Annotated in this window: 25 protein-coding genes; 15 read left to right on the top strand and 10 right to left on the bottom strand. The window is 59.8% G+C overall.

The annotated features are described in order from the left end of the window. Positions 1–16: 16 nt before the first annotated feature. Complete coding sequence (gene uvrB, locus HY29_RS12540) at positions 17–2,224, top strand: excinuclease ABC subunit UvrB (protein ID WP_034797488.1); 2,208 nt, start codon at positions 17–19, stop codon at positions 2,222–2,224. Further along, a complete protein-coding gene (locus tag HY29_RS12535) occupies positions 2,214–3,923 on the top strand; it encodes an AAA family ATPase (RefSeq protein ID WP_034797486.1) in 1,710 nt (569 codons plus the stop codon). The genes uvrB and HY29_RS12535 overlap by 11 nt, the downstream gene beginning before the upstream one ends. A gap of 311 nt (positions 3,924–4,234) precedes the next feature. On the opposite strand, the gene HY29_RS12530 is transcribed toward HY29_RS12535, so the two are convergent. Next, positions 4,235–5,149, bottom strand: coding sequence for a helix-turn-helix domain-containing protein (locus tag HY29_RS12530; protein ID WP_034797484.1), 915 nt, complete (start codon positions 5,147–5,149; stop codon positions 4,235–4,237). Positions 5,150–6,058: 909 nt separating this feature from the next. Here HY29_RS12530 and HY29_RS12525 point away from each other — a divergent pair. The 3 genes from HY29_RS12525 to HY29_RS12515 all read left to right on the top strand — a co-directional run bounded on the left by HY29_RS12525 (position 6,059) and on the right by HY29_RS12515 (position 9,770). Next, entirely contained in the window at positions 6,059–7,036 is a 978-nt protein-coding gene (locus HY29_RS12525) for an endonuclease/exonuclease/phosphatase family protein (RefSeq protein ID WP_034797481.1), read from the top strand. A gap of 104 nt (positions 7,037–7,140) precedes the next feature. Next, positions 7,141–7,590 carry a PaaI family thioesterase gene (locus tag HY29_RS12520; protein WP_034797479.1) on the top strand — a complete coding sequence of 150 codons (450 nt, stop codon included), beginning with the start codon at positions 7,141–7,143 and terminating at the stop codon, positions 7,588–7,590. 71 nt (positions 7,591–7,661) lie between these two features. Continuing rightward, entirely contained in the window at positions 7,662–9,770 is a 2,109-nt protein-coding gene (locus tag HY29_RS12515) for a caspase family protein (RefSeq protein ID WP_081811382.1), read from the top strand. Positions 9,771–9,835: 65 nt separating this feature from the next. On the opposite strand, the gene HY29_RS12510 is transcribed toward HY29_RS12515, so the two are convergent. Continuing rightward, the gene (locus HY29_RS12510) at positions 9,836–10,453 is read right to left on the bottom strand and encodes a hypothetical protein (RefSeq protein ID WP_051601478.1); all 618 of its coding nucleotides are present in this window, start codon (positions 10,451–10,453) and stop codon (positions 9,836–9,838) included. A gap of 93 nt (positions 10,454–10,546) precedes the next feature. After that, positions 10,547–11,383, bottom strand: a complete 837-nt coding sequence (locus HY29_RS12505; protein WP_034797475.1) for an ABC transporter permease — start codon at positions 11,381–11,383, stop codon at positions 10,547–10,549. 277 nt (positions 11,384–11,660) lie between these two features. Here HY29_RS12505 and HY29_RS12500 point away from each other — a divergent pair, with 277 nt between their 5' ends. From HY29_RS12500 to HY29_RS12490, 3 genes are all read left to right on the top strand, one after another. Beyond that, the gene (locus tag HY29_RS12500; protein WP_034797472.1) at positions 11,661–12,197 is read left to right on the top strand and encodes a GcrA family cell cycle regulator; all 537 of its coding nucleotides are present in this window, start codon (positions 11,661–11,663) and stop codon (positions 12,195–12,197) included. Between the two features lie 133 nt (positions 12,198–12,330). Continuing rightward, positions 12,331–13,674 (top strand): ATP-dependent DNA helicase, encoded by a 1,344-nt coding sequence (locus tag HY29_RS12495; RefSeq protein WP_051601477.1) that lies wholly within the window; start codon positions 12,331–12,333, stop codon positions 13,672–13,674. A gap of 166 nt (positions 13,675–13,840) precedes the next feature. Then, the gene (locus tag HY29_RS12490) at positions 13,841–13,987 is read left to right on the top strand and encodes a hypothetical protein (RefSeq protein ID WP_155838314.1); all 147 of its coding nucleotides are present in this window, start codon (positions 13,841–13,843) and stop codon (positions 13,985–13,987) included. 17 nt (positions 13,988–14,004) lie between these two features. On the opposite strand, the gene HY29_RS12485 is transcribed toward HY29_RS12490, so the two are convergent. The 5 genes from HY29_RS12485 to HY29_RS12460 all read right to left on the bottom strand — a co-directional run bounded on the left by HY29_RS12485 (position 14,005) and on the right by HY29_RS12460 (position 17,582). Continuing rightward, positions 14,005–14,235: a hypothetical protein gene (locus HY29_RS12485; RefSeq protein ID WP_241765202.1), complete on the bottom strand. Its 231-nt coding sequence runs from the start codon at positions 14,233–14,235 to the stop codon at positions 14,005–14,007. Positions 14,236–14,319: 84 nt separating this feature from the next. After that, the gene (locus HY29_RS12480; protein WP_034797466.1) at positions 14,320–14,517 is read right to left on the bottom strand and encodes a hypothetical protein; all 198 of its coding nucleotides are present in this window, start codon (positions 14,515–14,517) and stop codon (positions 14,320–14,322) included. A 171-nt stretch (positions 14,518–14,688) separates the two neighbouring features. Beyond that, positions 14,689–15,144, bottom strand: coding sequence for a dUTP diphosphatase (dut, locus tag HY29_RS12475; RefSeq protein ID WP_034797464.1), 456 nt, complete (start codon positions 15,142–15,144; stop codon positions 14,689–14,691). Positions 15,145–15,213: 69 nt separating this feature from the next. Further along, on the bottom strand, positions 15,214–16,611 hold the full coding sequence (locus HY29_RS18570; protein WP_155838313.1) for a hypothetical protein: 1,398 nt from the start codon (positions 16,609–16,611) through the stop codon (positions 15,214–15,216). An 86-nt stretch (positions 16,612–16,697) separates the two neighbouring features. After that, positions 16,698–17,582, bottom strand: a complete 885-nt coding sequence (locus HY29_RS12460) for a branched-chain amino acid aminotransferase (RefSeq protein WP_034797459.1) — start codon at positions 17,580–17,582, stop codon at positions 16,698–16,700. 55 nt (positions 17,583–17,637) lie between these two features. Here HY29_RS12460 and HY29_RS18565 point away from each other — a divergent pair, with 55 nt between their 5' ends. Genes HY29_RS18565 through HY29_RS12440 form a run of 4 tightly spaced genes read left to right on the top strand, consistent with a single transcriptional unit; the run spans position 17,638 to position 21,672 of the window. After that, on the top strand, positions 17,638–18,105 hold the full coding sequence (locus tag HY29_RS18565) for a MarR family winged helix-turn-helix transcriptional regulator (protein ID WP_051601475.1): 468 nt from the start codon (positions 17,638–17,640) through the stop codon (positions 18,103–18,105). Next, complete coding sequence (locus HY29_RS12450) at positions 18,102–18,785, top strand: response regulator (protein WP_034797458.1); 684 nt, start codon at positions 18,102–18,104, stop codon at positions 18,783–18,785. Before HY29_RS18565 ends, HY29_RS12450 begins: the two co-directional genes overlap by 4 nt. 6 nt (positions 18,786–18,791) lie before the next feature. Then, the gene (locus tag HY29_RS12445; RefSeq protein ID WP_034797456.1) at positions 18,792–20,093 is read left to right on the top strand and encodes an ATP-binding protein; all 1,302 of its coding nucleotides are present in this window, start codon (positions 18,792–18,794) and stop codon (positions 20,091–20,093) included. 31 nt (positions 20,094–20,124) lie between these two features. Then, positions 20,125–21,672, top strand: coding sequence for a carbon-nitrogen hydrolase family protein (locus HY29_RS12440; protein WP_034797454.1), 1,548 nt, complete (start codon positions 20,125–20,127; stop codon positions 21,670–21,672). On the opposite strand, the gene HY29_RS12435 is transcribed toward HY29_RS12440, so the two are convergent. Together HY29_RS12435 and HY29_RS12430 are read right to left on the bottom strand one after the other, a co-directional pair. Further along, positions 21,669–22,358 carry an SOS response-associated peptidase gene (locus tag HY29_RS12435; protein WP_034797452.1) on the bottom strand — a complete coding sequence of 230 codons (690 nt, stop codon included), beginning with the start codon at positions 22,356–22,358 and terminating at the stop codon, positions 21,669–21,671. The genes HY29_RS12440 and HY29_RS12435 overlap by 4 nt on opposite strands. A gap of 59 nt (positions 22,359–22,417) precedes the next feature. Further along, the gene (locus HY29_RS12430; protein ID WP_034797450.1) at positions 22,418–23,323 is read right to left on the bottom strand and encodes a GNAT family N-acetyltransferase; all 906 of its coding nucleotides are present in this window, start codon (positions 23,321–23,323) and stop codon (positions 22,418–22,420) included. A gap of 241 nt (positions 23,324–23,564) precedes the next feature. Between HY29_RS12430 and HY29_RS12425 the strand changes: the two genes are divergently transcribed. The 3 genes from HY29_RS12425 to zapE all read left to right on the top strand — a co-directional run bounded on the left by HY29_RS12425 (position 23,565) and on the right by zapE (position 25,879). Then, the gene (locus tag HY29_RS12425; RefSeq protein WP_034797448.1) at positions 23,565–23,999 is read left to right on the top strand and encodes a helix-turn-helix domain-containing protein; all 435 of its coding nucleotides are present in this window, start codon (positions 23,565–23,567) and stop codon (positions 23,997–23,999) included. A gap of 115 nt (positions 24,000–24,114) precedes the next feature. Beyond that, entirely contained in the window at positions 24,115–24,717 is a 603-nt protein-coding gene (locus tag HY29_RS12420) for a rhomboid family intramembrane serine protease (RefSeq protein WP_034797446.1), read from the top strand. A 34-nt stretch (positions 24,718–24,751) separates the two neighbouring features. Then, positions 24,752–25,879: a cell division protein ZapE gene (gene zapE / locus HY29_RS12415; protein WP_034797444.1), complete on the top strand. Its 1,128-nt coding sequence runs from the start codon at positions 24,752–24,754 to the stop codon at positions 25,877–25,879. The last annotated feature ends 200 nt before the right edge of the window (positions 25,880–26,079 follow it).

Below are 26,079 nucleotides of genomic sequence, written 5' to 3'. Positions count from 1 at the left end.
GCACCATATCTGGCGCATGGCTCCTCCCCCTCCTTCCAAGGGCGTTTCTGAAGCGCCCAGCGTGTTCTCGCTTGATGGCTTCGCCCGCGATGCGGCCGGGGCCCTGCCCTCTGACAACTGGACCCCACACCGGCCGGACCGGGACTGGGTCAAGCTGGAAGGCGGCAAGCGCTTCAAGGTGCATTCCGAATATGAACCGGCGGGCGACCAGCGCACCGCGATCCCCGAATTGGTGGAGGGCATCCAGGCCGGCGAGCGCGACCAGGTCCTCCTCGGCGCGACCGGCACCGGCAAGACCTTCACCATGGCCAAGATCATCGAGGCGACCCAGCGCCCGGCCCTGATCCTCGCCCCCAACAAGACCCTCGCCGCACAGCTCTATGGCGAGTTCAAATCCTTCTTCCCGGAAAACTCGGTCGAGTATTTCGTGTCCTATTACGATTACTACCAGCCCGAAGCCTATGTGCCGCGGTCAGACCTCTATATCGAGAAGGAATCCTCCATCAACGAGGCGATTGACCGGATGCGCCACTCGGCCACCCGCGCCATTCTGGAACGCGATGACGTGATCATCGTCGCCTCCGTCTCCTGCATCTACGGCATCGGCTCGGTGGAGACGTACACCTCGATGACGTTCAGGCTGGAAGAAGGCCAGCGCATTGACCCGCGCGCCGTGGCCGAACAGCTGGTCGCCAATCAGTATACGCGCAATGACATGAATTTCGTGCGCGGCACCTTCCGCGTGAAGGGCGACGTTGTGGACATCTTCCCCGTCCACTTCGAAGACCGCGCCTGGAAGCTGTCTTTCTTCGGTGACGAGCTGGAGAGCATCACAGAGTTCGATCCCCTCACCGGCCGCACCATGCAGCGCATGCCGGCCATCAAGATCTACGCCAACAGCCACTATGTGACGCCCCGGCCGACGCTGAACCAGGCGATTGAGAAGATCAAGGCGGAGATGAAAACCACGGTCGCCCATTTCGAAAAGCACGGCAAATTGCTGGAGGCCCAGCGCATCCAGCAGCGCACGCAATATGACCTCGAAATGCTCGCCGCCACCGGCAGCTGCAACGGCATCGAGAACTATTCCCGCTACCTCACCGGCCGCAAGCCGGGCGACCCGCCGCCCACCATGTTCGAATACCTGCCCGACAATGCCCTTGTCTTCACTGATGAGAGCCACCAGACCGTGCCGCAGATCGGCGCCATGTACAAAGGCGACTTCAGCCGCAAATCGACACTGGCCGAATATGGCTTCCGCCTCCCCTCCTGCCTCGACAACCGGCCGCTGAAATTCGAGGAATGGGACGCCATGCGCCCGCAGACGGTGCACGTCTCCGCCACGCCCGGCAGCTGGGAGCTGGACCGCACAGGCGGCGTGTTCACCGAACAGGTCATCCGCCCCACCGGCCTGATCGACCCGCCGGTCGAGGTGCGCCCCGTCTCGAAAAATGGCGCCAACCAGGTGGATGATGTCATGGCCGAGGTGAAGGAGGTTGCCGCCAAGGGCTATCGCAGCCTGATTACCACGCTGACGAAAAAGATGGCGGAAGACCTGACGGAATTCCTCAATGATCATGGCGTGCGCGTGCGCTACATGCACTCTGACATCGACACGATTGAGCGGATCGAGATCATCCGCGACCTGCGCCTGGGCGAGTTTGACGTGCTGGTCGGCATCAATTTGCTGCGCGAGGGGCTGGACATTCCGGAGTGTGGTTTTGTCGGCATCCTCGATGCGGACAAGGAGGGCTTCCTCCGCTCAGAGACGAGTATGGTGCAGACCATTGGCCGCGCGGCGCGGAATGCCGATGCGCGGGTTGTGCTCTATGCGGACAAGATCACCGGCTCCATGCAGCGCGCGATGGACGAGACAGAGCGCCGCCGCACCAAGCAGATCGCCTATAATGAAGAGCATGGCATCACGCCGACCACGATCAAGCGCGCCGTTGCCGATATTCTGGGAGAGCTCGGCGAGAAAAAGGATGGCGCCCCGAAAGCACGCGGACGCGGCAAGGATACGGGCAAAGGCCGTAGCCGCGGCGTCAAGGAAACAAAAGCCTTGCCACTTGCGGGCGAAAGCGGGCACAATCTCAAAGTCGCCATCGCGGATCTGGAAAAACAAATGCGCGAAGCCGCCGCGAACCTGGAATTCGAAGAAGCCGCGCGTTTGCGGGACGAGCTGAAGCGGCTACGGGAAGAGGAATTGGGAATTGGAGAGTAAGCTTCTTCTCAAACGAAAAGACTTCCAATCGCCTGACTTTTGCCCGACCATTCCTTCGATTGAATTAAGCAAAGTCACATACCTCACCGGCGCCAATGGTTCAGGCAAAACACGATGGCTCAAGCAAATTGATTCCAAATTGTATGCTGAAGATAACATCAGTACGCTTTACATAGACAAAAGAGCTATAGGCGATCTTAATGCGAACCCATTGTACCCGACAGGAAATGAAGACCTCTGGGTGGAGTTGCAGAATAATCCATACTTGTCAGAGTGGCGGCAGATTGCTGTGCGAATATTTCAGGAACGGAAAATAGCTAATGCAGACGCAATCATTGATGACCAATCGTTCAACCCATGGTCAGAAAGTCAAGACCCAAATGTTGAGTCAGCGCGAACAGAATATGTAAAGGCAATCGATAATACGACAAGAACCATAATGCGAGGTACGAGCAATTTTGAAAGATTTGGACCTAGATTTCTCAAAATTGCTCAGGCGCAAGGAAAATTCGTTCACCTTCTGCGAACGGAAGACTTAGATAGAAGCGGCCCCCCTACCAATCTCGCCGAAATATATAACAACTATATTAAGTCATATTTTCATCACTCAGATGAAAATTACAGGAAAGGTGAAAAGGATATAGATAGCCTACAAAAAACGTTCTTGGCGGCAAATACCCCGCCTTGGAAGTTATTTGACGATGCATTGGAAGAGTTGAGCTGCGACTTAGATGCAGACACGTACCGCTTCAGAATATCTTCTCCAAACCTTTCAGAGATTGCGCCGAAAGACTCTGAAGTAAGATTCACACCGACAATATTGAACGAAGATGGTTCTTCCCTAGGTTGGGACGAATTGTCCTCCGGCGAACAGGCAATGATTACGGTTTTGACAATGCTTGTTGGTCACGCAGCAAGCAACAATTCGTGTCATTACAAGCTAATTCTTTTGGACGAAGTTGATGCTAGCTTTCATCCAGATTGGTGCAAGAAATTTGGATCGTTGATTGAGTTTTTTTCGGAACGGCATGAAGCGCATTTTATTGTAGCCACGCATTCAGTTGCAACTCTGGCTCATGCCCGCTCCTCGGACTACCTGCTATTTGAAAAAAAAGAACGTAAGTACAAATACCAGTTCGTCGATAGAGATAAAGCAATCCACTTCCTTAGTGGCGGATTGTTTCAACTGGCACCTTTGGTCACATATGTTCAGGGAGAGAAGGGGGAAGACTTCATAGTTATTTCTGAAGGTCACAACTATCGAATCCTTCGCAAGTTTCTGAATTTGGAGAATATTAAGGGGGTTGCCGTGACTGACGCAGAAATTCACACAACAAGTCACACTCAATTGAAATCTATATACCGAGTTTTTTCTGCTTTTGAAGCTGGCCCAACGACCCTCTTTGTTGTCGATCCAGATGTAAATATAAGCGACTGGCCTCCTGAAGAAAACAGAACCTTCGTGCACAGACTAGATCCGTCTACTGATAAATCAGCAGCGTCGGGCATTGAAAGCGCATTTCCCCGCTCGACATTTGAGCAATCAAAAATCTCGCCAAACAGTAAGAGAAAGTTCGCACAGTGGATCGAAAGAAACGGAACCAAAAAGGACTTTGTTTCTTTTAGCACACTTAAAGCAAAAATCCTTGATATCCAGCAACGAGTTCAGGGTGAAACTAACTCATTAAACGCAGGATGAAAGGACTCGCAACTAGCCCACCACCATAGCCAAATCCCTCTCCGTGAGTCGTGGCGGATCAGTGTTATGGAAACGGTGCTGACACGAGGAAGCGGGCTATGTCGCCGGTGAAGAGATTGCCGATGATAATGGCGAGATAGATCCGCTGGATGAGGTCACACCCGGTGAGAGGCCCGCACACAGAGCTTTCCGCTCACCCCTGCGGAGGCAGGGGGCCAGCTCCTGAACTCGCAGCATGCGCCTTAGGAAAATTCGGGAGATAGATACCCACCTGCGTGGGGATCTGCGGGAAAACCGGCACCTGCCCCCCCTCACACCTCCCCCTGCCAGACATAGCCATGCGCCTCGCACCAGGCGAGCAGTTCCGGAAGGGCCTCTGCCTCGTCCTGAAGGTCCTCTTCGATGCGGGCGGCCAGATCGCCCTCGCCCATCTCACGCAGGCGGGGCAACAGGTCTCGCATCGCGCTGGCATAGTTTTCAAACCAGCCCGTCTCGGCCAGCATCAGCGCCACATTGGTCAAATCTTCATCGGAGGCATCGGCCACCTCCTCCATCACCAGCGGCAAGAATTGCCGCGCGAAGGCCAGCCGTTTCTGGAACATGCCGCTGACCACCCAGGGCAGATGGTCCGGCGCGGTGTCGCCCTCCTGCCAGCAGCCGCACACCAGCAGCGCCGCCCGGTACAGCGCCGCATTCGTCTCGTCCCGCTCCAGCCGCCGGCCCGCCGCATAGGTCGCCTTGCGCACCGGCCCGGCAAAGCCCGCCAGGCTGGTCAGCTTGCGGGCCGCGCGCATGTCGGCCTCGGCCTCCGGGATCAGCCCGGCCTCCAGCAGGGCGCCGACGCGGGCGCGGGCCAGAACGATTTCCTGCTCTGCGGGGCTGCGGGGCATGTCTTCCTCTTCCGCCAGCACGGTGCGGCGGGCGGCCTCCTCGGCGCGGCGGCGCACGGCGTCTGCCTCGGCCTCTTCACGGGCGGCGGCGGCCTTGCGGGCGGCGATATCCTGTTTGCGAAAGCCGTCTTCCTGTGCCCAGCGGGCCAGCGTGGTGCGCGGAATGTTCAGCCTGCGGCCGATGCACGCCAGCGGCTCGCCTGCCTCCGCCGCCTCACGGGCCAGCTGGCGCATCGCGGTCAGCGTGTCTGTCTTGCGGCGCGGGCGGCCGGGCGAAGGCTCTGCCGGGGCCGGATGGGGCGCCGGGAAGCGTGTCGGGGAAAATCTGTCTGTCATGGGGCAAGCCTCTCATGACCGCGTCTCCGTCGGATTGGGCCGGTGGCTTTCCGCCGATTTGGGGCGATGGGGCATGCGCGGGGCTGTTTGGGCCGGATATGGGCCTGTTTCGGGTCTCTTTTGGGATAGTTTCGGGGCTGGATTTGGGGCTGTTTTCATGCCCCCCTGCCCGGAATTCCACAGCTTGGCACAAAACTGTGAAATTCTACTCTCAGGGGACTCGACTCTTAGGGTTAATTGGGGAATCATTTCGGTTAGCCAACGAAATCCGGGTGGAAGCTCACCCACTTAAGGAGCGTCGGCCAGTACATCGCCCTCGCCGGAGGGTTTGGTCAGGGGCAAAGCCGTGAGAGCGGGTGCGCGAAAGACTAGGCAGCATGGCGGGATGAAGAGCAGGCGATGTCTTCGATGAGGGGAGCTAGACCCCGATGCGAAGGGCTGTATGTCGTGACCGGAGCGCGATCCGAAGCACGGCACCAAAGGAAAATCCGCAAGGATTTCCAGCGGTTAGGTCAGGCCTGAACGCAGATGCCGTGTGCAAATGTTGTGTAGGTTTGGCCGCAGGGAGATGGCCCGGGCGCTTGCCCCGTTCGCAGAGCAGTGGCAGCGACCAGCCGGATCCTGACATGGGGAAAAGAAAAGGCCCGCTTTCGCGAGCCTGATCTGGAACCCGGTGTCAATCGAAGACCGACAACGAGTGCATGCACAGTGTCTCGGTAGTCTGATTCGAAGCACCAGAGAAGGTGTGGGCCTCACCGCTCACACCTTCTTTTTTGGCTGAAGCGCCCGCCTCACATGCACGTCAGGGGCGAGTATTTCAGCGACGGGTGGAGAGAGTCTGCAACTTCCACCGCAGGCGCGCGTAATCTGTGTTAATCCGCACCGTTCGCTCAGCCGAAAGCCCCCGCCATGTTTGCCCTCCTGGAAGTCCTGTTCCTGCTCATCGGCGCCCTCGGCCTGTTCGCCGCCATCAGCCCCAAACTGCGCACCGAAACCTGGTGGCTCCGCATCTGGACCTATTCCCGCCTGCAATTCTGCATCCTGCTGGCCGTGTCGGGTCTGCTCTATATCGCGCTGTTTCCGCTGGGCAGTCTGCTGTCGATCATCATACTCACCCTGTACAGTATAGCCTTAGCCATATGTGCGGCGGATATCTGGCCCTTTCTCCCCGGCCGTCCGAAGGAAGTGGCGCGCGCCCCACGGGATGCCGCCGGGGCGACGCTGTCTGTCCTGCTAATCAATGTTCTGCAGGAAAATGAGGACTATGCCGCCGTCATGGACCGGATAAATGAAGCGGACGCGGATGTCGTCTTCCTGTCCGAGACGAGTAATGCCTGGCGCGAGGCCCTGTCGGATATCGAGGCGGATTATCCGTACACTTACCTGCTGCCGCGGGAAGAGCATAACGGCCTGCTCTTCTATTCCCGCCTGCCCATCCAGAATGTGCAGGAACGCTATCTCTGCCAGGATCACATTCCCTCCCTCACCATTGATGTGGACTTGCAGGGAGAGGAGATCCGCCTCTACTGCATCCATCCACGCCCGCCCCGCCCGCGCGACAAGCCGGAACATCTGGATGACGAACTCATGATCGTCGCCGATGAGCTGCGCGAGCAGGATCGGCCCGCTATGGTGATCGGCGATTTCAACGAGGTTGGCTGGTCCTGGATGGTGCGCGAGTTCAAGCGCCACGCACGCCTGTGCGACCCCAAACGCGGCCGCGGTCTCTACAACAGCTACAGCGCCCAGAACCCGCTGCTCGCCTGGCCGCTGGACCATGCCTTTGTGACGAATGATTTCTATCTTTTGCGCATCAAACGCCTGTCTTCCTGTGGATCTGATCATTACCCGATCCTGTATGGCTTTCAGCGTCGCAAGGCGGACTAAGCCAACTTTCCCTTCGCATTTCCCCTGCATAACGGCTTGCCAAGTGCGAGGGACGGAGAATAAAGTTCCATTTCAGAACTAACTTTTGAGAATGCGAGCGCACTATGCCTTCTTCCGACTATTTACTTGCAGATGCAGAGCTCGACCCTGCCGCGTCGAATGATCGAAACACGCCTTTTTTGCCGGGCCATATGGGCCTGGAAATCACGCGCATAGGCCGTGACGGGGCAGAAGGTGGCTTCACGATTGCCAAACATCATCACGCGCCAAACGGCTTCCTTCATGCGGGCAGTCTTGTCACCCTGGCAGACAGCCTTTGCGGCATGGCATGCATGGCGTCCCTGCCCGCGAGCGCCAGTGGATTCACAACGATTGAGCTGAAATCAAACTTCTTTGCCACTGCCCTTGAGGGCCGCGTACACGGCATTGCCAGCCCGATACATCTTGGCGGCACAACGCAGGTCTGGGATTGTGATGTCACCCACTTCGACACCGGCAAACGGCTCGCTCTGTTCCGCTGCACCCAGATGGTTCTGAGGCCCCGCAAGGCCTGACACGATCAACGCAATGGCCACCACCCTGATTTGAGTGTAACCTTCCCTTAACCATAGACCAGGGGACGGTCATGAAACATATGCGATGCATGTTAACCTGCTTGGCAGCGCTGATGACGCTGTCAGCGTGCAGCATGAGTGAAGAGACCAGCGCCGAGAACCCTCAGGCCACGACAGCGGATGATCCGCCGGTCGAGATCATCCTTTCAGAAGAGCCCGAGCAAGAGGCGCCGGGCGAGAGCGACCTCGGCCTCTCAGGCCCGCCTGTCTCCGGCGGGTCCGGCTCCGCATCCATTCCGGATGACATTTACGTTCCTGGCATGGGCGGCGCGCCGGACCGGGGAGATAATGAGAGTCACTCTGCGCCCCCGCCACCTTCCCCGGCCCCTACACGTGACCACGCCCCTGCCCCCGAAATCCCTGAGGACATCCCTGCGGAATATGCAGAGCTTCTGGAAGAATATGCAGACGACCCGGAAACGCAGGCCGTTTTGCTGGACATGATCAGAGGGCAAGGTAGCGCGGGCGCACCTCCTGCCGCCGCCGGCCCGGGCTATCAAAAGACCTGTCAGGCCGAAACCACGCCCCGCCGTACACTGCTGATCACGTGTCAGGACATGGCAACAGGCGTGCTGACTCAGGCGACCCATCCGATCGGGAGCGATCTTGAGGCCGCCTTGGTGACGGTGGCGAAGGATCTTTCCGGGCCTGATGTAGAGATGGGTATTGTCGAGACTCCGCTTTGCTTCTGGAGCGAGACCGTTCAGATTACAGACAATAGGTTCTTCAGCATGTGTCCCGAATGGGAGTATCGCTATTCCCAACTCGCAGAAGACGCCGCAGCAAACTTTGATACCGGGCGCATCGCCCACCACGCCCCCCAGCAGATGGTTCTGCAGCAACCCTATTTCCTGGAAGTGGCCATCCAGCCCCTGCAAAAAGAGAGTGATCAGGACAGCGTCGATGAATCCCTGACCGCAGCCATGGGCACGGGCCTTGCGCCAGACAGCGAAGAGCGCGCGCTGGACCTGTCCTTCGACACGATCCGCGCGGGAAGTGTGATGTCAGTCTCAGCGGTTGGCGAAGGCTATGACATCCTGGCGACCACGCCGCAGGAGCAACCCCTGCTGCCGGGCACAGCCACGGTCTGGCAATGGCAGGTTACCCCGCGCCAGCCCGGCACGCCGCTATTGACCTTCACGGTTTCTGAAACCGTCGAGGTGAATGGCCGCAGCCTGCCCCGCACCGTCAAGACCATTCCGCTCAATATCAGCGTGACCCGGCTGGACGACCTGCTGGCAGACACCGGCCCTGTCGACACAGACGCTGACACACAAGAACGCTCCCTCACCTCTGATACAAGTACCCCCGTTGAAACGCTGGTCACACCGCCTTCCGAAGCAAGCGGAGCCAGCCTGATGAATGCCTCCTCGGCATCCGGGCCGGACGCAGATATTCCGGGCTGCAAATGGGTGGACGGGGCAGATCCGGACCGGCAGGCCATGGTGCTCAGCAATCTTGCCTATTCGCCGCCGGTCAGCCGCCTTGCAGAGACGCATGAAGATGGCGAGCGCATGACAGAAGCGCTGAGCGCTGTCGGCTTCTCCGTCCTGCAATGCGAAGATCTGGGCCAGCGCCAGACGGTCCGCGCGCTCAGCATGCTGGGCCGCATGGCCAAGGCGCGCACAGATATGGGCGCCCATCCCGTCACCTTCTTCTATTATTCCGGTCATGGCGTGAACATTGAAGGCACGAACTTCATTCTGCCGACGGACATCCCCGGTGCCTCGCCTGATGACATTCGCGACATGGGGGTCAGCTTCGAGCAGATCTTCAACCGTGTGTCGTCCACGGTCGCGCCAACGTCCTTTGTCGTCTTTGATGCGTGCCGCACGGTGATGGACGATCAGAGCCGCGGCCTGATGCGCGCCTACAGCCCGGTCGGCTGGGCATCCGGCGTGTTCCAGGCCTTTGCGACAGAGCCCGGCAAGACCGCCGCGGACGATGGCGTTTATTCAGAGGAACTGGCCAGCAATCTCAGAACCCTGCCAGACCCGGCCAATGTCGTGTTCAAACGGGTGCAGGATGCCGTGGCCGCGCGCACCGGCCAGAAACAGCGCCCGGTCTATACCGATGGCACGACGGGCGGAGATTTCTATTTCAAAGAGGCCAGCCAGTAAGACCAAAGAAAAACCGCCGGCCCGATGGGACCGGCGGCTCGTCTTCTTGCTGAACCTGAACAGGCCTACGGGCTGACAGGAATGTCTTCCACTTTTTTCTCAGGCTTCGGCTTGGCCGATGGCGGCACATCATTTTCGATCACTGCATCTTCTGGCGTCGGCGCAGAGCCGGAGACAGCGCAGCAACGAACCTGCATTTCCAGAACGCGCGTGTTGAAGCGGCATTTCTCGTCATTGATCTCGCGCAGAATGGACAGGCCCCCTGCCCGCGTCGTGTAGCGCGTCTGTGTGCAGCTGGTCAGCGCATAGCCAGGACGGCAGGTGCCCGTATCGCTATTCTGGATCGTGCGGGTTTCGCACTGAACCTCTTTGGAAAAGGCCTCATCCGCACGGGACATGGCCGCATCAGCCTGGGCGCGAGCCGCATCGGCGCTCGCCTGCGCACGGGCCGCTGCGGCGCCGGCACTGTCCGCCATGGCGCGGGCTTCAGACAGGCGCATGTCCGTATCGGCCAGCGCGGTCGTGTTGCCGTCGATTTCGACTTTCAACTTGCAGACCGCCTCGTCCGCTTTGCCTGGATCGGCGCAATATTGCGCAACCGTCTGGTCGCCGGGGATCATCTGGCAGCCTGCCAGAAAGGCACTCGCCGCCAAGGCTCCTGATAGAATGATGCTGTGACGCATGTCATCTCCTCTGAACTTACCCCAGCCGGGATTGGCGGCATAGAAAGGGGCCAGGCGGGAGACGTCAATACGGCTCCCGTCTCAGGAGAGTCCTCAGGCTTTCAGCTTGTAGCCGGATTTGAACATCAGCCAGACGGCGAAAACACCCGCCACAGAAAGCAATCCGGTCACCCAGACCCCCACGACCAAAGAGCCGTTGGAAACGCCAAGAAACCCGTAGCGGAATCCGTCAATCATGTAGAAGAAGGGGTCCAGCAAGGCGAGTGTATGGAACGGCTCCACCATCACCTTGATGTCGTAGAAGGTGCCGGACAGGAAGGTCAGCGGCACAATCACGAAATTGGTCACAGCGGACAAATGGTCAAACTTCTCGGCCCAGATGCCGCCAATCGCGCCGAGCGCGCCCAGCACAATGGCAGAGGTCAGGCTGTACCAGATGATCGGCCAGACATGCACGACATGCAGATCGGCAAGCCCGCTCAGCTGAATGCCCAGCGCAGAAATCGCCGCAACAATAAGACCGCGCACGACCGAACCGCCGATAAAGCCAGCCGTCAGCTCCAGGGGAGACAGAGGCGGCATCAGAAAGTCCACATAGGTGGAGTTGAACTTCGCCTGCACCAGGCTGGAACTCGTATTCTGGAAAGCGTTCTGCAGGATCGCCATGACGATCAGGCCCGGCGCGAGGAAGTTGATATAGTTGAGGCCTTCAAAGTCACCCATCAGGCGGCCGCGATCCCCGAAGGCCAGCTTGAAGACCGTCATATAGAGCAGCGTCGTCACCACAGGGGCAAAGACGGTCTGCATCCACACCTTCATGAAGCGCCCGATTTCGCGCTTGAACAGGGTCCACAGCCCCACTCCATTGATCTTGCCATACTGGCGGACATGACGTTGGGCGGAGGAAAGTTCAGCAACTGTATCGGTCATGACGCTGTATCTAGGCCTCCCGACACGAATCTGCGAGGGGTAGCGGCAGGAAAATTCTAGAAAATTACGGCTGCCAGCATTTTGTCCACAAGCTGACGCAGTTAACCACAATATGTAGAAAGCCTGTGGAAAGCCTCATCTGCATGTTGTGTTTCGTTTCGCTGCTGATACGATATCTAGGTGTTAAGCGGATGGCGCGTACCTGCCATCTCAATATCTAGGGGCTGATGGGTTGCAAGTGTTAACAACCCTGATCCGAGCTGGGAGACCGAAGAACATGTCCTGGACAGAAGAACGGGTAAGCGTGCTGAAGAAACTCTGGGCAGAGGGCCATTCCGCCTCCCAGATCGCCAAGCAGCTGGGCGGGGTTACCCGCAATGCAGTCATCGGCAAAGTCCACCGCCTGGGCCTGTCTGGCCGGGCGACGCCATCGCGCCCCGTCAAACGCCCGCCGCGTCTGGCCCGTCCGAAGCCGCGCGTGATGCCGGATGGCAGCGTCAAGCAGGCCGCACCGGCCGCCGCCGAAACGGTGGAGCCGAGCCCAGCGCCAGTGGAACGCGCGCCAGCAGACATCATGGCGCCTCTGCCGCCGCTGCAACAGGCAGATGGCGAACCGGCCTCCATCCTGACGCTGCGGGATTCCATGTGCAAATGGCCGATCGGCGACCCAGCCGATCCGAAATTCGCCTTTTGTGGCCGCAAGGCTGATTGTGGGCCCTACTGCGCAGAGCACGCCAAAGTGGCCTTCCAGCCCGCGCGCAAGCGCGACACGCGCAAGAGCCAATACGATTATGTCCGCCGCATCGCCGGTTAATTCCGGCATCGCACCCTAACCCCATGCGGCTGACAGGAAGCCCTCGAAGTTTTTCTTCGGGGGCTTTTTGCTACGCAGTGCCCTGCCCCTGGCCCCCTCGCCATCCCCGCAAAACGCCGCTAAGGCTTCAGACGTGACGACACTGCCCGCTGACCCGAACGCAATCTATGCGACCCCCGCCAAATGGGTGGCGAGTGGCGCGGGTGCGCAAGGCAACCTGTTCCTCACGGGCCGCGCTGGCACCGGCAAGACGACGATGCTGCGCAAATTCCTGTCCCAGGCGGGAGAGAAAGCCATCGTGCTGGCGCCCACCGGCGTCGCCGCAATGAATGCCGGCGGGCAGACGATCCATTCCTTCTTCAAATTCCCGCCCCGCCTGATTGAGCCGACCGACATCAAGCGCTTGCGCTCGACGCGCCTCGTCAAGGCCATCGACACGATGATCATTGATGAGATCTCGATGGTGCGGTCGGACATGCTGGACGCCATCGACAAGAGCCTGAAGCTGAACCGCGCCTCAAAGCGCCCGTTTGGCGGCGTGCGGATGATCCTGTCTGGTGATCTGCATCAATTGCCGCCGGTCGTCTCCGGCCAGGAAGCGCCAATCCTGCGCGAGCGCTATGGTGGCAGCTATTTCTTCAACGCCCCGGCATTCCGGGATGCCGAGTTTGCCTTGCTGGCGCTGAAGCACGTCTTCCGTCAGGAAGAGCCAAGATTTCTGGCCTTGCTCGGCGCACTGCGTACCGGGCGCGTCACGCCGAATGACGAGGCCGTGCTGCGCGGGCTGGTCAGCTCAAAGACGGCGGTCGAGGCCTCTGAAACGCATGTCGTGCTGACGCCCAACAATGCCAATGCCTATCGCATCAATCAGGCCCGGCTCGACGGGCTGGAAACGCGCTCGCAAACCTATAGCGCGGATGTGCAGGGACAGTTCGACGAGAAATCCTATCCCACCGAAGCCGACCTTGAACTGAAGGAAGGCGCGCGGGTGATGCTGATCAAGAATGATCCGGAAGGGCGCTGGGTGAACGGCTCTCTGGCCACCGTGGCAGGCTTTTCCGGCAGCCGCGTAATCGTCGAGATCAATGATCATGTCTATGAGATCGAACCGACGGCCTGGGAGAAATACCGCTACGAGCTGGACCCGGAAACCAAGAAGGTAAAACGCGAAGTGGTCGGCACGTTCAAGCAGATGCCGCTGCGCCTTGCCTATGCCGTGACGATTCACAAGGCACAGGGCCTGACTCTGGACAAGGTGTTCATCGATTTCGACTCCGGCATGTTCGCGCATGGCCAGGCCTACGTCGCCTTCTCCCGCGCACGTTCACTGGACGGACTATCCATCAGCCGCGAACTTCGTCCGCGTGACCTGGTATTGGACCGCGAAGCCTTCGCGTTCGGCAAGCTGGAAACCATAGAAGACAATGACGCCTATCTTCTGGCGCGATTTGCCAAGGCCGATAACGCCCTGCTCTGACTGTGCTTTTTTCAGTCTGAACAAATATCGAGCGAAACCGGACTATTTCTGGAAAAGTTCTGCACACTGCGCCAATCCCTTAAGAAGTCTTAAGGAACTGATCACAAAGATGACGCATTGTTCTAGTGTGATGAGCAAATCAAAACGACATAAAGGCCATCTTGCCATGCCACCGATTTACGAACGTCGTCAGCGCCGGGCACAGCTCAGAATGGAAGTCGGCTGCAGCCCGGCTGCCAAGAAAACGCCAGCCCAGCTTGCTGCCCAGCGCCGCAAGATGCGCATTCCGGGCGGCGGCGGCACAGGCGACTGAGGTCGCCCGCCCTTTGATCAGGCCAGTTTCCGGATTTCTTCCGAGAGCTGACGCTCCTGATCGGTGACAATCTTCTCAAGCACACGCACCCGTTCCTTGAGGCGATCGACTTCGCCCAGAACCTGGTCCATGTCCGCGTCCGAGGCCGCATCGGCCTGCCGGTTCGCTTTCATGCGAAAGTAATTGTTTACCACGCCCGCGCCGACACAAATCAGCACGATGACAACGATCATTTCAAACGGGTTCACAGGCTTCACTCCTTCTCATCAGGGTTCCGCCATCGCGGACATCCTTGTCATTTTCAGTTAGTCTACTGGAAAACTGCCTGATTTCTAAGACAATCCATCAATATCATTGCGCAATTGCCGGTCTCGATCCGTGATGATCGCCTCCAGCGTTCGGATACGCTCGGAAAGATTGTCGATCTGTTGCGAGGCTTCGCGGGACACATCCGGCGTACGGCTCGGCCTGCGCAGCAGCATCACACCCAAAACTATCAGGAAGAAGACAAGGGGAAGATATACAGACACGGGGACAAGCTCCTTTCAGCAACATACAAACTTTCGACCTCGAAAGTCAGTTGGCTGGAGCCTCCCCGTTTCATGGCTGGACCCGCGAATACGGCGGATGCCCAATCTCCTGAACTTATCGATAAACAATATATGGCTATCGATTAGAGCCGGTTCAAGAAAAAATCGGAATTATCTTCCGGTGGAGCCAAACCCGCCGGCACCACGCTCGGTTTCATCCAGGCTCTCCACCTCTTCCCAGGCCAGCTGCGTGACCGGGGCCAGCACAAGCTGGGCGATGCGTTCACCGCGCTGGATGGTGAAGGCTTCCTGGCCCAGATTGATCAGGATTACCTTGATTTCACCGCGATAATCGCTGTCGATCGTGCCGGGCGTGTTGAGGCAGGTCAGGCCATGCTTGGCCGCGAGGCCTGAACGCGGGCGCACCTGAATCTCATACCCCTGCGGGATTGCGACGGACAGGCCGGTCGGGATCATGGCCCGTTCGCCGGGCTGCAGCATGATCGGATCTTCTTCAGTCACCGCCGCCCTGACATCCATTCCGGCAGAGCCGATGGTCTCATAGGCAGGCAGTTGAAGGCCCTCGAAATGGGGCAGCGGGCGGACGGATACGGTAACCTTGCTCATGCCTCTAGCCGTTGGCGGAGTCGCAATATCAAGTCAAGCAGATAGCGTCTCAAAGGCCACCTATGTGCCTCACTCATCCCCGTCCTTATGGGCATCGCGGATATCCTGTTCCCAGTCCATCGTGTCGCCGCGCATCAGCTTGTCATGTTGCAATTCGGACTCGCCAGGCCGATCCAGGAAGATGGTATTGTCGATGCCGTCCAGCATGTATTTCTGCTGGCCGCTATTCTTCTTGAGGAAGGCTTCGGCGGCCGTATCGGCGGGCATGGTCTGCCGCAGCTTTCCGGCATAGGCATCGTCCAGCCGGTTCTGCTCTTCCCGGTCGAGCCCGGCATTGGCGAGATCCTTGTAGACCTGTTGGGTCGCCTGCAGATCGCATTTCGCCTGACGGCGCTGCTCTTCGGTCATCTTGTGACACATCAGGGCGGCCAGCGCGCCGCCCCCTCCCCCGGACGGGGCAGGCGGAATGGCCAGTTCAATTCCGGGAATGCGCGGCGGCGGCCGCCGGCCTGTCTCCGGCGCGAAGGCCGGTGGGGGCACGGAGACAGACGCCGTTGTTTCAGGCGGCGCACCCGGCGGCTCTGGCAGGGTCACGATGTCGTCGGCAGGCTCCGGCTCTTTCTCGATCACATCCGGCAGGTCCACCTCTGGCAGCTGAGGCTCGGGGGTCTCCACCAGGTCCGGCGCTGGCGGCAAGTCTTCGGGAACGTCCGGCTGCTCCGGTTCCTGCGTTTCCAGTTCCGGGGCGGGATCTGTTTCTTCCGGCTGCTCTTCCGGAATGTCCGGTTCCGGCATATCGACAGGTGGCGCGTCGGGGGCGGACTCCACGGGAAGCTCCGCCACTTCCTCTGGCAGAGTTTCCGGAATCTCTTCCGGCAGGTCTTCGGGCATTTCCTCCTCCACCAGATCGGGTTCAGCCTCTTCAAGGGGCACTTCCAGCGTATCTGGCAGGTCTTCCGGCGCCTCTTCCACAAGCTCCATGGACGGCTCTTCGGGAATCTCCTCCACCGGCAAGCCGGGCTGAGGAGGCAACGGAATGTCTTCCTCCATCATGATGGGGGCAGGTATGTCTTCAGGTTCCGGATCTTCAGCGACAGTCTCCACCGGAACTTCCGCCGGCGGCAGCGGCTCCTCCATGACAAGCTCCGTCTCCGGAACGGGCTCGGGGTCCGGAACAGGTTCAGGGGCCGGAACAGGCTCCGGCTCTGGTTCGGGTTCGGGTTCGGGTTCGGGTTCGGGAAGAGGCTCCGGCGCGGGCATAGGTTCCTGCGGCAGTTGAATCTCTGGCTCTGGCTCTGGCTCTGGCTCTGGCAGAGGATCGGGTTCGAGGAAAACGATGTCTACTTCGAAAGCCTCATCGGGATCGGTCTGCAGATGCGCGGTCTCACCAAAGGACAGCGACAACAACAGAAACACCAAGCCGTTCAAGCCCAGTGAGACCACCGCCCATGGCAGGCGATGCCGCAAGAATCGCTGCCAAGCCGCACCCATCGGGTAAACTTCTAGCAGAAATATCTTGCTGCGACTCTTATTTTTCTGTCAGGCGCAATCGCCTAGAGCGCGACTTCCAGCTTGCCGTTGACGAGGTTGGAATAGTCCTCGACCAAGGCTTCGGAGATCTGGCCCGGCTTGTAGCTGTGCACGCCAATTTCGGCGACCGGCGTGATCTCTGCCGCGCTGCCCGTGATGAAGCATTCGGAGAAGGTCGGCAGCTCGTCCGGCATGATGGCGCGTTCGATCACTTCGATCTGACGCTCCTTGGCCAGCTTGATGGCGGTCTGGCGGGTCAGGCCGTTCAGGAAACAATCCGGGGTCGGCGTGTGCAGCGCGCCGTCGCGTACAAAGAAGATGTTCGCGCCGGTCGCTTCCGCCACCTGTCCGCGATAATCCAGCATCAGCGCATCGGCATAGCCATCACGCTCGGCGGCATGCTTGGACAGGGTGCAGATCATGTAGAGGCCAGCGGCCTTGGCATGACAGGGCGCAGTGTCCGGAGCCGGACGGCGCCACTGGGCATGCGTCATGCGGATGCCCTTCATCTTGTCCTTGAAATAGTCACCCCAGGACCAGGCCGCGATGGCCAGATGGATCGTGTTGTTCTGGGCAGACACGCCCATCATTTCAGACCCGCGCCAGGCGATGGCGCGCACATAGGCGCTGTCGAGCCCGGACTTGGCCAGCGCCTCGCGCTTGGCTTCCTCGATCTGCTCCACCGTGAAGGGGATGTCGAAGCCCATGATCTCTGCAGAATTGTGCAGGCGCTTGGAGTGGTCCAGAGAGCGGAAAATCTTGCCATTATAGGCGCGCTCGCCTTCGAAGACGGAGGAAGCATAGTGCAGCGCGTGCGTCAGGACATGGACCTTGGTATCCCGCCACGGCACGAATTCGCCGTCCATCCAGATATACCCATCGCGGTCGTCATATGCGGTCCCAGACATCTGTTTCAGCGCTCCTCGCTTGCACTTCTTCTCATTTCGAGTTCTTTTTCAGACTATGGCCCCTGACGTCAACCTGAATAGACCGTTCGACCCTCGCCTCTTCCTGATGGATCAGGAGCTGGATCGGGGCGTCGGACTCCTGCTGGCGGGGAGCGCGGAATTGATCAAGACCGCAGATGAGGCCCGACACAAGGCAGGGCTGAGCAAGCCAGAGCTGCAAATTCTCATGGCTGTGCGCTATCACCCCGGACAAACCGTCGGCGATCTGCGCGACGCTCTGGGCATGACCGTACCCACTTTCGCCCGCCTCATCGGTGATCTGGACCAGCGCGGCCTGATCGAACGCGAACGTGACGCCCAGGGCGACAAGCGCCGTCGCACGCTGGTTCTGTCAGATGCCGGCACCACGCTGACCACGCAAATCGCCATCATGTTGCGCGAAAGGCTGCGCATTGCCTATCGCGCCGCGGGGCCGGACGCCGTGGAAGGCGCCCGCAAGGTTCTGGATGCGCTGATCAAATGAGCGGAGACAATGCACATATTCTCGTGGTCGACGATGACGACCGCATTCGCGACCTGCTGAAACGTTTCCTGGCGCGCGAAGGCTATCGCGTGACCTCTGCCCCCGGCGCGGAAACCGCCCGCAAGCTGATGGATACGATGACATTCGATCTGGCCATTCTGGACATCATGATGCCCGGCGAAGACGGCCTGTCCCTGCTTAAGGCGATCCGTGACGGACGCAACAAGGACACGCCGGTCATGCTGTTGACCGCGCGCGGGCAGACGACCGACCGGATCGAGGGCCTGAAACGCGGCGCTGATGACTATCTGGCCAAACCGTTTGAACCGGAAGAATTGTCGCTGCGCTGCGCAGCCATTCTACGCCGCACGCATACGGAAGACCCGCCCGAAGAGGTGGAGATGTCCGGCCTGGTCTTCAATGCAGAGCGCGGCGAGCTGCGCGAGGGTGACAAGCGTATCCGCCTCACCGAAGCCGAGCTGCAATTGCTGACCGTGCTGGCCGCCCATCCGGGAGAGCCGGTCAGCCGTGAGGAGCTGGCGGCCGTCACCTCGGCCGGGCTGGAACGGTCTGTCGATGTTCAGGTTACCCGTTTGCGGCGCAAGATCGAGCCGAACCCGAAAGAACCGATCCATCTGCAAACCGTGCGCGGCGTCGGCTATCGCCTGATGCCGGACTGATCCGCCATGGCCGGGTTCCGACTGAGAGACATCACCCCGCGCGGCCTCTACGCCCGCAGTATGCTGATGGTCATCGCGCCTGTCGTGCTGATCCTCATCCTGATGACGTGGTATTATTATGACAGCCATATCGCAGAGGTGAACCGCAAGCTGGGCCAGTCCATTGCCCGCGATACCAGCCTGGTGCAGGCCTATTGCGCTGGCGGCAATGATGCCGGCCTGGACCGCGAGATGATCCGCACGGGCCTGGACCTGACTTTCACCTGCGACAGTCATGAGGATGATTTCGACCGCAGCGGCTATGCCAGCGTCTTCTCCTACAGCCGCACGCTGGACAAGGAATTGGAGACCCGGCTGGAAGTACCGGTCGATACGGCGCTGAACCCGAAGGATTCCATGCTGCATCTGCGCTTCCCCTCCGAGGGGCGCACGGCGGAGATCATTGTCGAGCGCAAACGTGTGCTGACAATCACGTCTCACTTCTTCATTGTCTGGGTCATCATCTTCTCTCTGTTCATGGTCGCGCTGGCGATCGGCTTTCTGAACCAGCAGGTGCGCTCCATCCTGCGTCTGGCAGAAGCCGCGCGCGCGTTTGGCCGGGGCCGCGAGATGCCGGACTTTCGCCCCTCCGGCGCCAATGAAGTGCGCGACGCCGCCCGCGCCGTGATCGATATGAAGAACAGGCTGACTGCCTTTACCGAACAGCGCACCGCCATGCTGGCCGGGGTCAGCCATGATTTGCGCACGCCCCTGACCCGGCTGAAACTGGAACTCGCCATGATGGAGCCGACGGAAGAGATCAAGGCGGCTCAGGCAGACCTCGACGACATGTCCATGATGCTGGACGAATACCTCACCTTTGCCCGCGGCGAGGAAGGCGACGAGGCGGTGACGTTCGACCTGGCCAAGCTGGTGCGCGACATCGCCGCCGGCTTCGGCCCGCATATAGATGTGACCGGGCCGGAGAGCATCCGCGTGCATGGCCGGCCGCTGGCCATCAAGCGCGCGGTCAGCAATCTGATCTCCAATGCGATGAAATTTGCCACCGAGACCCGCGTCACCCTTGTCGATGGCCCCCACGCCGCCGATATACATGTCGATGACAATGGGCCCGGCATTGAGCCAGCCCGCAGGGAAGAGGCTTTCCGTCCATTCATGCGTCTTGACGAAGCCCGCACCCAGAATACATCCGGCACCGGGCTGGGTCTGACTCTGGCCCGCGATACAGCCCGCGCCCATGGCGGAGACCTGCGCCTCAGCGACAGTCCCCTGGGCGGCCTGCGCGCCAGCCTGCGCCTGCCCCATTGAACCTTTTCCCCGTCAGAGGCATTTCTCCCCCATGAGCACGAGCAAAGCCAAACTTATCATCCGCAACGCAACGCCGGATGACATCCCCGCCCTGCAGGAACTCTCCGCCAAGGTCTATGGCCAGGGCGACGAGTATTCCCGCGACCATTTGATGGCCCAGATCAACCGTTTCCCGGACGGTCAGTTCGTGGCCGAATATGAAGGCCTGATCGTCGGGCACTGCGCCACCTTCATGATCGCCTCCGAACACGCCTTCGGGCCGCACACCTGGATGCAGATCACCGGTGGCGGCTATGCCGCGCGGCACGATCCGGAAGGCGATGTCCTCTATGGCATGGACGTGGCCGTTGATCCGGACTTCCGCCGCCTGCGCATCGGCCAGCGCTTCTACAAGGCGCGCCGCGAGCTTTGCCAATGGCTGGAGCTGAAAGGCATTGTCTTTGCCGGCCGGATGCCGGGCTATGCCCGCAGGGCCAAGCAATATCCGAACCCGGAAGACTATGTGAAGGCCGTGCAGGAATCCAAACTGCGTGATCCGGTCATCACCTTCCAGCTGAACCAGGGCTACCAGCCGCTGGGCGTGCTGCGTCATTATCTTCCGGAAGACCTCGACTCCATGGGCCATGCCACGCACATGTTCTGGGAGAACCCGCTGGCGCAGGAAAAGATCAAGACCAATACCAGCTTTGGCGACACCTCCCTGCCAGAGCGCGTGCGCATCGCGACCGTGCAATGGCAGATGCGCCGCATCACCTCGATTGATGAATTCGAGGGCCAGCTGGAATACTGGGTCGACATCGCATCGGACTATCAGTCTGACTTCGTCGTCTTCCCGGAAATGCTGACCCTGCAATTGCTGTCGCTGGCAGAGCGCCCGCTGGGCCCGGTCGACGCAATTGCTCAGGTGTCTGAGTATACGCCGCGCTTTGTGGAGTTCATGGAGAAGCTGGCGGTCTCCTACAATATCAACATCATTGGCGGCACACACCCCAAGCAGATGGACAATGGCGAGATCCTGAATGTCTGCCACGTCTTCCTGCGCGACGGTTCTGTCCACACGCAACAGAAGCTGCACCCGACCCCGTCGGAACGGCACTGGTGGAACATTCAGGGCGGACGCGGCAATTCCGTGATCCAGACCGATTGCGGCCCGATCGGTGTGATGATCTGCTATGACAGCGAGTTCCCGGAAATCGCCCGCCACCTGGTCGACCAAGGCGCGCTGATGCTGTTCGTGCCGTTCTGCACCGATGAGCGCCGCGGCTATCTGCGGGTACGCTATTGCTGTCAGGCCCGCGCGGTGGAGAACCAGTGCTATGTCACCATGTCCGGCGTCGTCGGCAATCTGCCGAATGTCGAGAATATGGATATTCACTATGCGGAGAGTGCCATCCTGACGCCATCGGACTTCCCCTTCTCCCGGGATGGGGTCGCGGCGGATACCGCGCCGAACACCGAAACCATCGCACTGGCAGATCTCTCGATCTCAGACCTTCTGACGGCTCGCCAATCCGGCGCCGTGCAGAACCTCAAGGATCGCCGTCTTGATCTCTACCAGGTCGCCTGGAAAAAGAACTAGGCGCGGCGGATCAGCTCTTCGCCCTGATTGTAGACATTCCCCACAGCGGGGCTGACGGGCCATATCTCCATCTCGGCACCCGGATAAGGCGTGTAGAGGTCTGACACTTTGCGGTTGTCGGCATCCATCCAGCGCGCATGGTCTGACGCTTTCAGGATCACCGGCATGCGGCTGGAAAGGTCCGACACCAGACGGTTCGGGCGTGTGGAGAGGATCGTGAACGTGTCGATCTCGGACCCGTCAATCATGGCGCGGTTCCACAGGCCCGCAAAGCAAAACCAGCGCCGCTCGGTCAGGCCCACGGCATAAGGTTTGCGATGCCCCTGCGGGCCGACCCAGGCATAATAGCCACTGGCCGGGATCAGGCAGCGATGATGACGGAAGGGCCCGCGGAATGTGTTGGAAAATTCCAGCTCCTCACATTTGGCCATATGGGTGGAGAATTTCTTCTCGCTTAGCGGCTTGTGCCACCAGGTGGGGATCAGCCCCCACATGGCCGGGGCCAGCTGGACCGTGCCGCGCGGCACATATTCCCCCTCCGGCGCCATGCGGATGATCGGCACAAACTGGCTGGGCGCAATGTTGAAAGCGGGCTCCGGCGCGTCAATGCCCGGCGGGGGCACAAGGCCGGTGGCCTCGCGATAGTCTTGCCACGAAATATCCTGTCTGAAGAAACGGCCCGCCATGGTCCTTCCCTTAACGGGCGTCGCGCGGCCTGCCTAGATGGCTCGGCAGCCTTGTGGCCTCAGGGCTTGAACACGGCGTTGCTGTCTTCCAGCAACTCATAGGCAACATGGGCTTTCAGCTTTTCCGTCACCTCATTCGCATCCCCCTCCAGCTGGTCTGGCGGAATGATCTGGCCGAAGGTCATGCGCACATTCGCGCCGCGCTTGTTCAGCAATTCGTTGAACAGCGTAATGTCGCGCAGCTCTCCGCTGATGTCTGACAAGGTGTAGAACAGCCAGGAATTCCAGGCATCAAGATTGAGCGGCAGGACCGGCGCGTTCTGTTTCCGCGCGAGGCCAACCACGGTGGAGAACCAGTCCTTCTCAATCAGGCGGCCATCCTCTTTCCGGGCCAACCGCCCGGAGGGGAAGATGACGACGCATTTTTCTTCAGCAAAGGCCTCCCCTGCCCGCTTCAGCGTCTCACGTGTCTTGGCCGGGGTCCGCTTCTCGGCCACCCACTCGACCGGGATAATGACATCCTGAAAGCGCGGATTGACGCGCACCGCATCGGCATTGGCGAAGAAAGTGATGTCATCGCGCACGCGCTTCAGCAGATCCCAGACCGCCACACCATCGGCAAGCCCTGTCGGATGGTTGGCGGCAATGATCAGCCGGCCCTCGCGCGGCATGCGCTCAATGCCCTCGACCTCCAGCTGGAAATCGAGATGGCGGGAAAGAAGATCAAACGAGTCGCGGCCATTCAGCTGGACAATCTCGTCCGCCATCTCCCGCGCCTTGCGATAGCCCAGCATCTTGTAGAGCACCGGCCGTACCAGGGGCCATGACCAGCTGCCCCGCAATTTGGGACAACGCTCCTCAATCAGCACATCAACAATGTGCTGATCATTATTTTTTTCATCAGCAACAAGAAAAGCTGATGGCCGTGCTGAGGCCTCTTTTCGGGCCAGGCTTTCGTCAGTCATGGCGGCTCTGCCACTCCGTTCTCCCCTTTAGGAACATAGGGATACCGGGTGATCCTACAAAGGAGAAAATCAGTATTGTGGCGACGCAAAAAAAGAGCGCCAAACCTGCACTCTGTTGAAATATAAACACTTCGGAAAGCTTCGCTTTACTAAGACGTAAGAGCCCCGTGGCAAGGTAAACCACAAGACGGGGTTGGCTTAAGCCTTTCCTTCCAGGGCTAATTAATCGGGATGAGCGTAGATGAAAGTTCTTTGGGTTGAAGATCACGAGCCGGTGAGAGACATGCTGGCGATTGCCGCTGACAAGGCCGCGCGCTCTCGCGTGCAGATTGATCTCGTAATGGCGCCTACCCTGATGGCCGCCGAATCCCGCCTGCGCCTTGAGCGTTTTGACCTTGTCGTTCTGGATCTGGGCCTGCCGGACTCCTTCGACCCGGACATGACGATCGCGCGCATCGCCAATATGGGCAAATATCGCATCGCGGTTGTCTCTTCCATGGACGTACGTGACCAGGCCGTTGAGGCCGCGCTGCGGTGCGGCGCCAACATCCACCCGGAAGCTGTTTTCAAGGCAAATCTGCCTTTCAACCGCTTCATCCAGCGGCCGGATTCATTCGAGGATTTCCTGATGGACCTGATGCCAGGCGCCCATGCGGCCGCCGTTCAGGCCGCCTGATCCGACACGACACTCAGGGTAGCGCTTGCCGGGCGCCCCTGCTCCTTGCTAAGCCGCCCAGAGAAACGTCCGGGCGGCTTTTTGCTGGACGAGATACCAGAAGGGCCTGCTGCCGATGGAATTTCCCGTAACGCTCAGCCTGATCGCGGCGAATGTTCTGGTCAGCATGATTGGCCTGTCGAACCGCGAGTTCTTCGAAGAGAACAATTTCTGGATCGCGCCCATCCGGCAGAACAAGCAATATTGGCGGTTCGTGACCTCTGCCTTCCTGCACGTGAACGCGACGCACCTGCTGATCAACATGTATGTGCTGTGGGAGTTCGGCCGTCATCTGGAACGCTCGCTGGGAGCCGCTACCTTCCTGATCATCTATTTCGGGTCTCTTCTAGCCGGCAATATATGGGAATATATCGACAATCTGAACAAGCCGGACTATCGCGCCGTCGGGGCCTCGGGGGCGACCTCCGGCGTCATCCTGTCCTTCAGCGTGCTGGCACCCTTTGCCCTTCTGGGGATATTCTTCATCATTCCGATGTGGGCGATTGTGGCGGCTGTCCTGTTCATCACGGTCAGCTTTGTTCTCTCCCGCCGGGAAAATACAATGATTGCGCACGGAGCCCACCTTGGCGGCGCTCTGGCGGGGGCCGCGCTGACCCTGCTTCTGGTGCCGGGCGCCTGGGCCAGCCTGGTCCGCCAGATTGCCGAAAGGCTGGGGTAGAGTTCTCTTCGCCAAACTTCCGGAAGGATATCTGATGGGCTTTGTCATAGACCGCTATCAGGCGCGGGTAGAGAGCGGGCAGCTCTCCCCTGACCCTGTGCAGGAAAAGGCCGCGGCCGCGCTGGATGATCTGGCCGGGCGCCTGAAGACGCGCAAGACCGGCGGCTGGTTTTCCAGCCCCGAGAAAGTGACCGGCCTGTACCTGTGGGGCGGGGTCGGCCGGGGCAAATCCATGTTGATGGATCTGTTCTTCGAAGACGCCCCGGTTGAAGCGCGACGCCGGGTCCACTTCCATGAATTCATGGCGGAGGTTCACGACCTGCTGGATGAATGGCGCAAGCTGTCGGACAGCGAGCGCAAGCGATCCGAATGGCGTGTGAAGAGTGCGGGCGATGACCCGATCCCCCCAGTGGCGAAACAGATCGCCTCCCGCGCGAACCTGCTCTGCTTTGACGAATTCCAGGTGTCGCAAATTGCAGATGCAATGGTGCTGGCGCGCCTGTTCGACGAGTTGTTTGCCCAGGCGGTGACTGTGGTGGCGACCTCCAACCGCCATCCTGATGATCTCTACAAGGATGGCATAAACCGCCCCCTCTTCCTGCCCTTCATCCAGCATCTGAAAGATCACTGCCAGGTGATGGAGCTGGCGTCCGAGCGTGACTATCGCCTGGACCGGCTGATCGAGGCCCCGATCTGGTATGCCCCGCTGGACGAAGCCGCAGAGAGCGGGCTGGACCGCGCCTGGGACCGGCTGACCTCTGGCGCCGACCCGCAGCATTGCACGCTGACCGTGAAGGGCCGGAAACTGGAGGTAAACAGGGAAGCTGCCGGTGTGGCGCGCTTCACCTTTGAAGAGCTGTGTGCGCGTCCGCTCGGCTCCCGCGATTATCTGGCAATCGCGGCGCATTTCCATACGGTGATCCTGTCCGGCATTCCGACGCTGGGGCCGGAAAACCGCAATGAAGCCGCTCGCTTCGTGGCGCTGATTGACGCGCTGTATGAGGCGCGCGTGAAACTGGTGGCGAGCGCGGCGGCTGAACCGGAAGCGCTCTATCCGGAAGGCGACGGGGCGTTCGAGTTTAAACGCACGGTGAGCCGCCTGCATGAAATGCGCTCTACGGACTATCTGGCGGAAGAGAAGATGGAACTGGCGCTGGACTAGGATTCCAGCTGCACGTGCGACGCCCGTGAAGGCGCTTTGTGGGCGGGTTGATTTTTTTATCCGTGAAGGGATGGGTCAGGTGTCGGGAGGTGGTAGGACACATTCTGCATCACTGGCGCTCATCCCGGCGCACGCAGGGATCCAGAGTCGCGTGTAGAGAGCCTGCCGTCCTGGGCCCCGGCTTTCGCCGGGGTGAGCGG

Origin of the sequence: Hyphomonas beringensis, assembly GCF_000682755.1 — a bacterium.
In the GTDB taxonomy this organism is placed as follows: Bacteria; Pseudomonadota; Alphaproteobacteria; order Caulobacterales; family Hyphomonadaceae; genus Hyphomonas; species Hyphomonas beringensis.
Note: the sequence above shows the minus strand (reverse complement) of the source record. Positions and strands in the feature narration are given on the sequence as shown.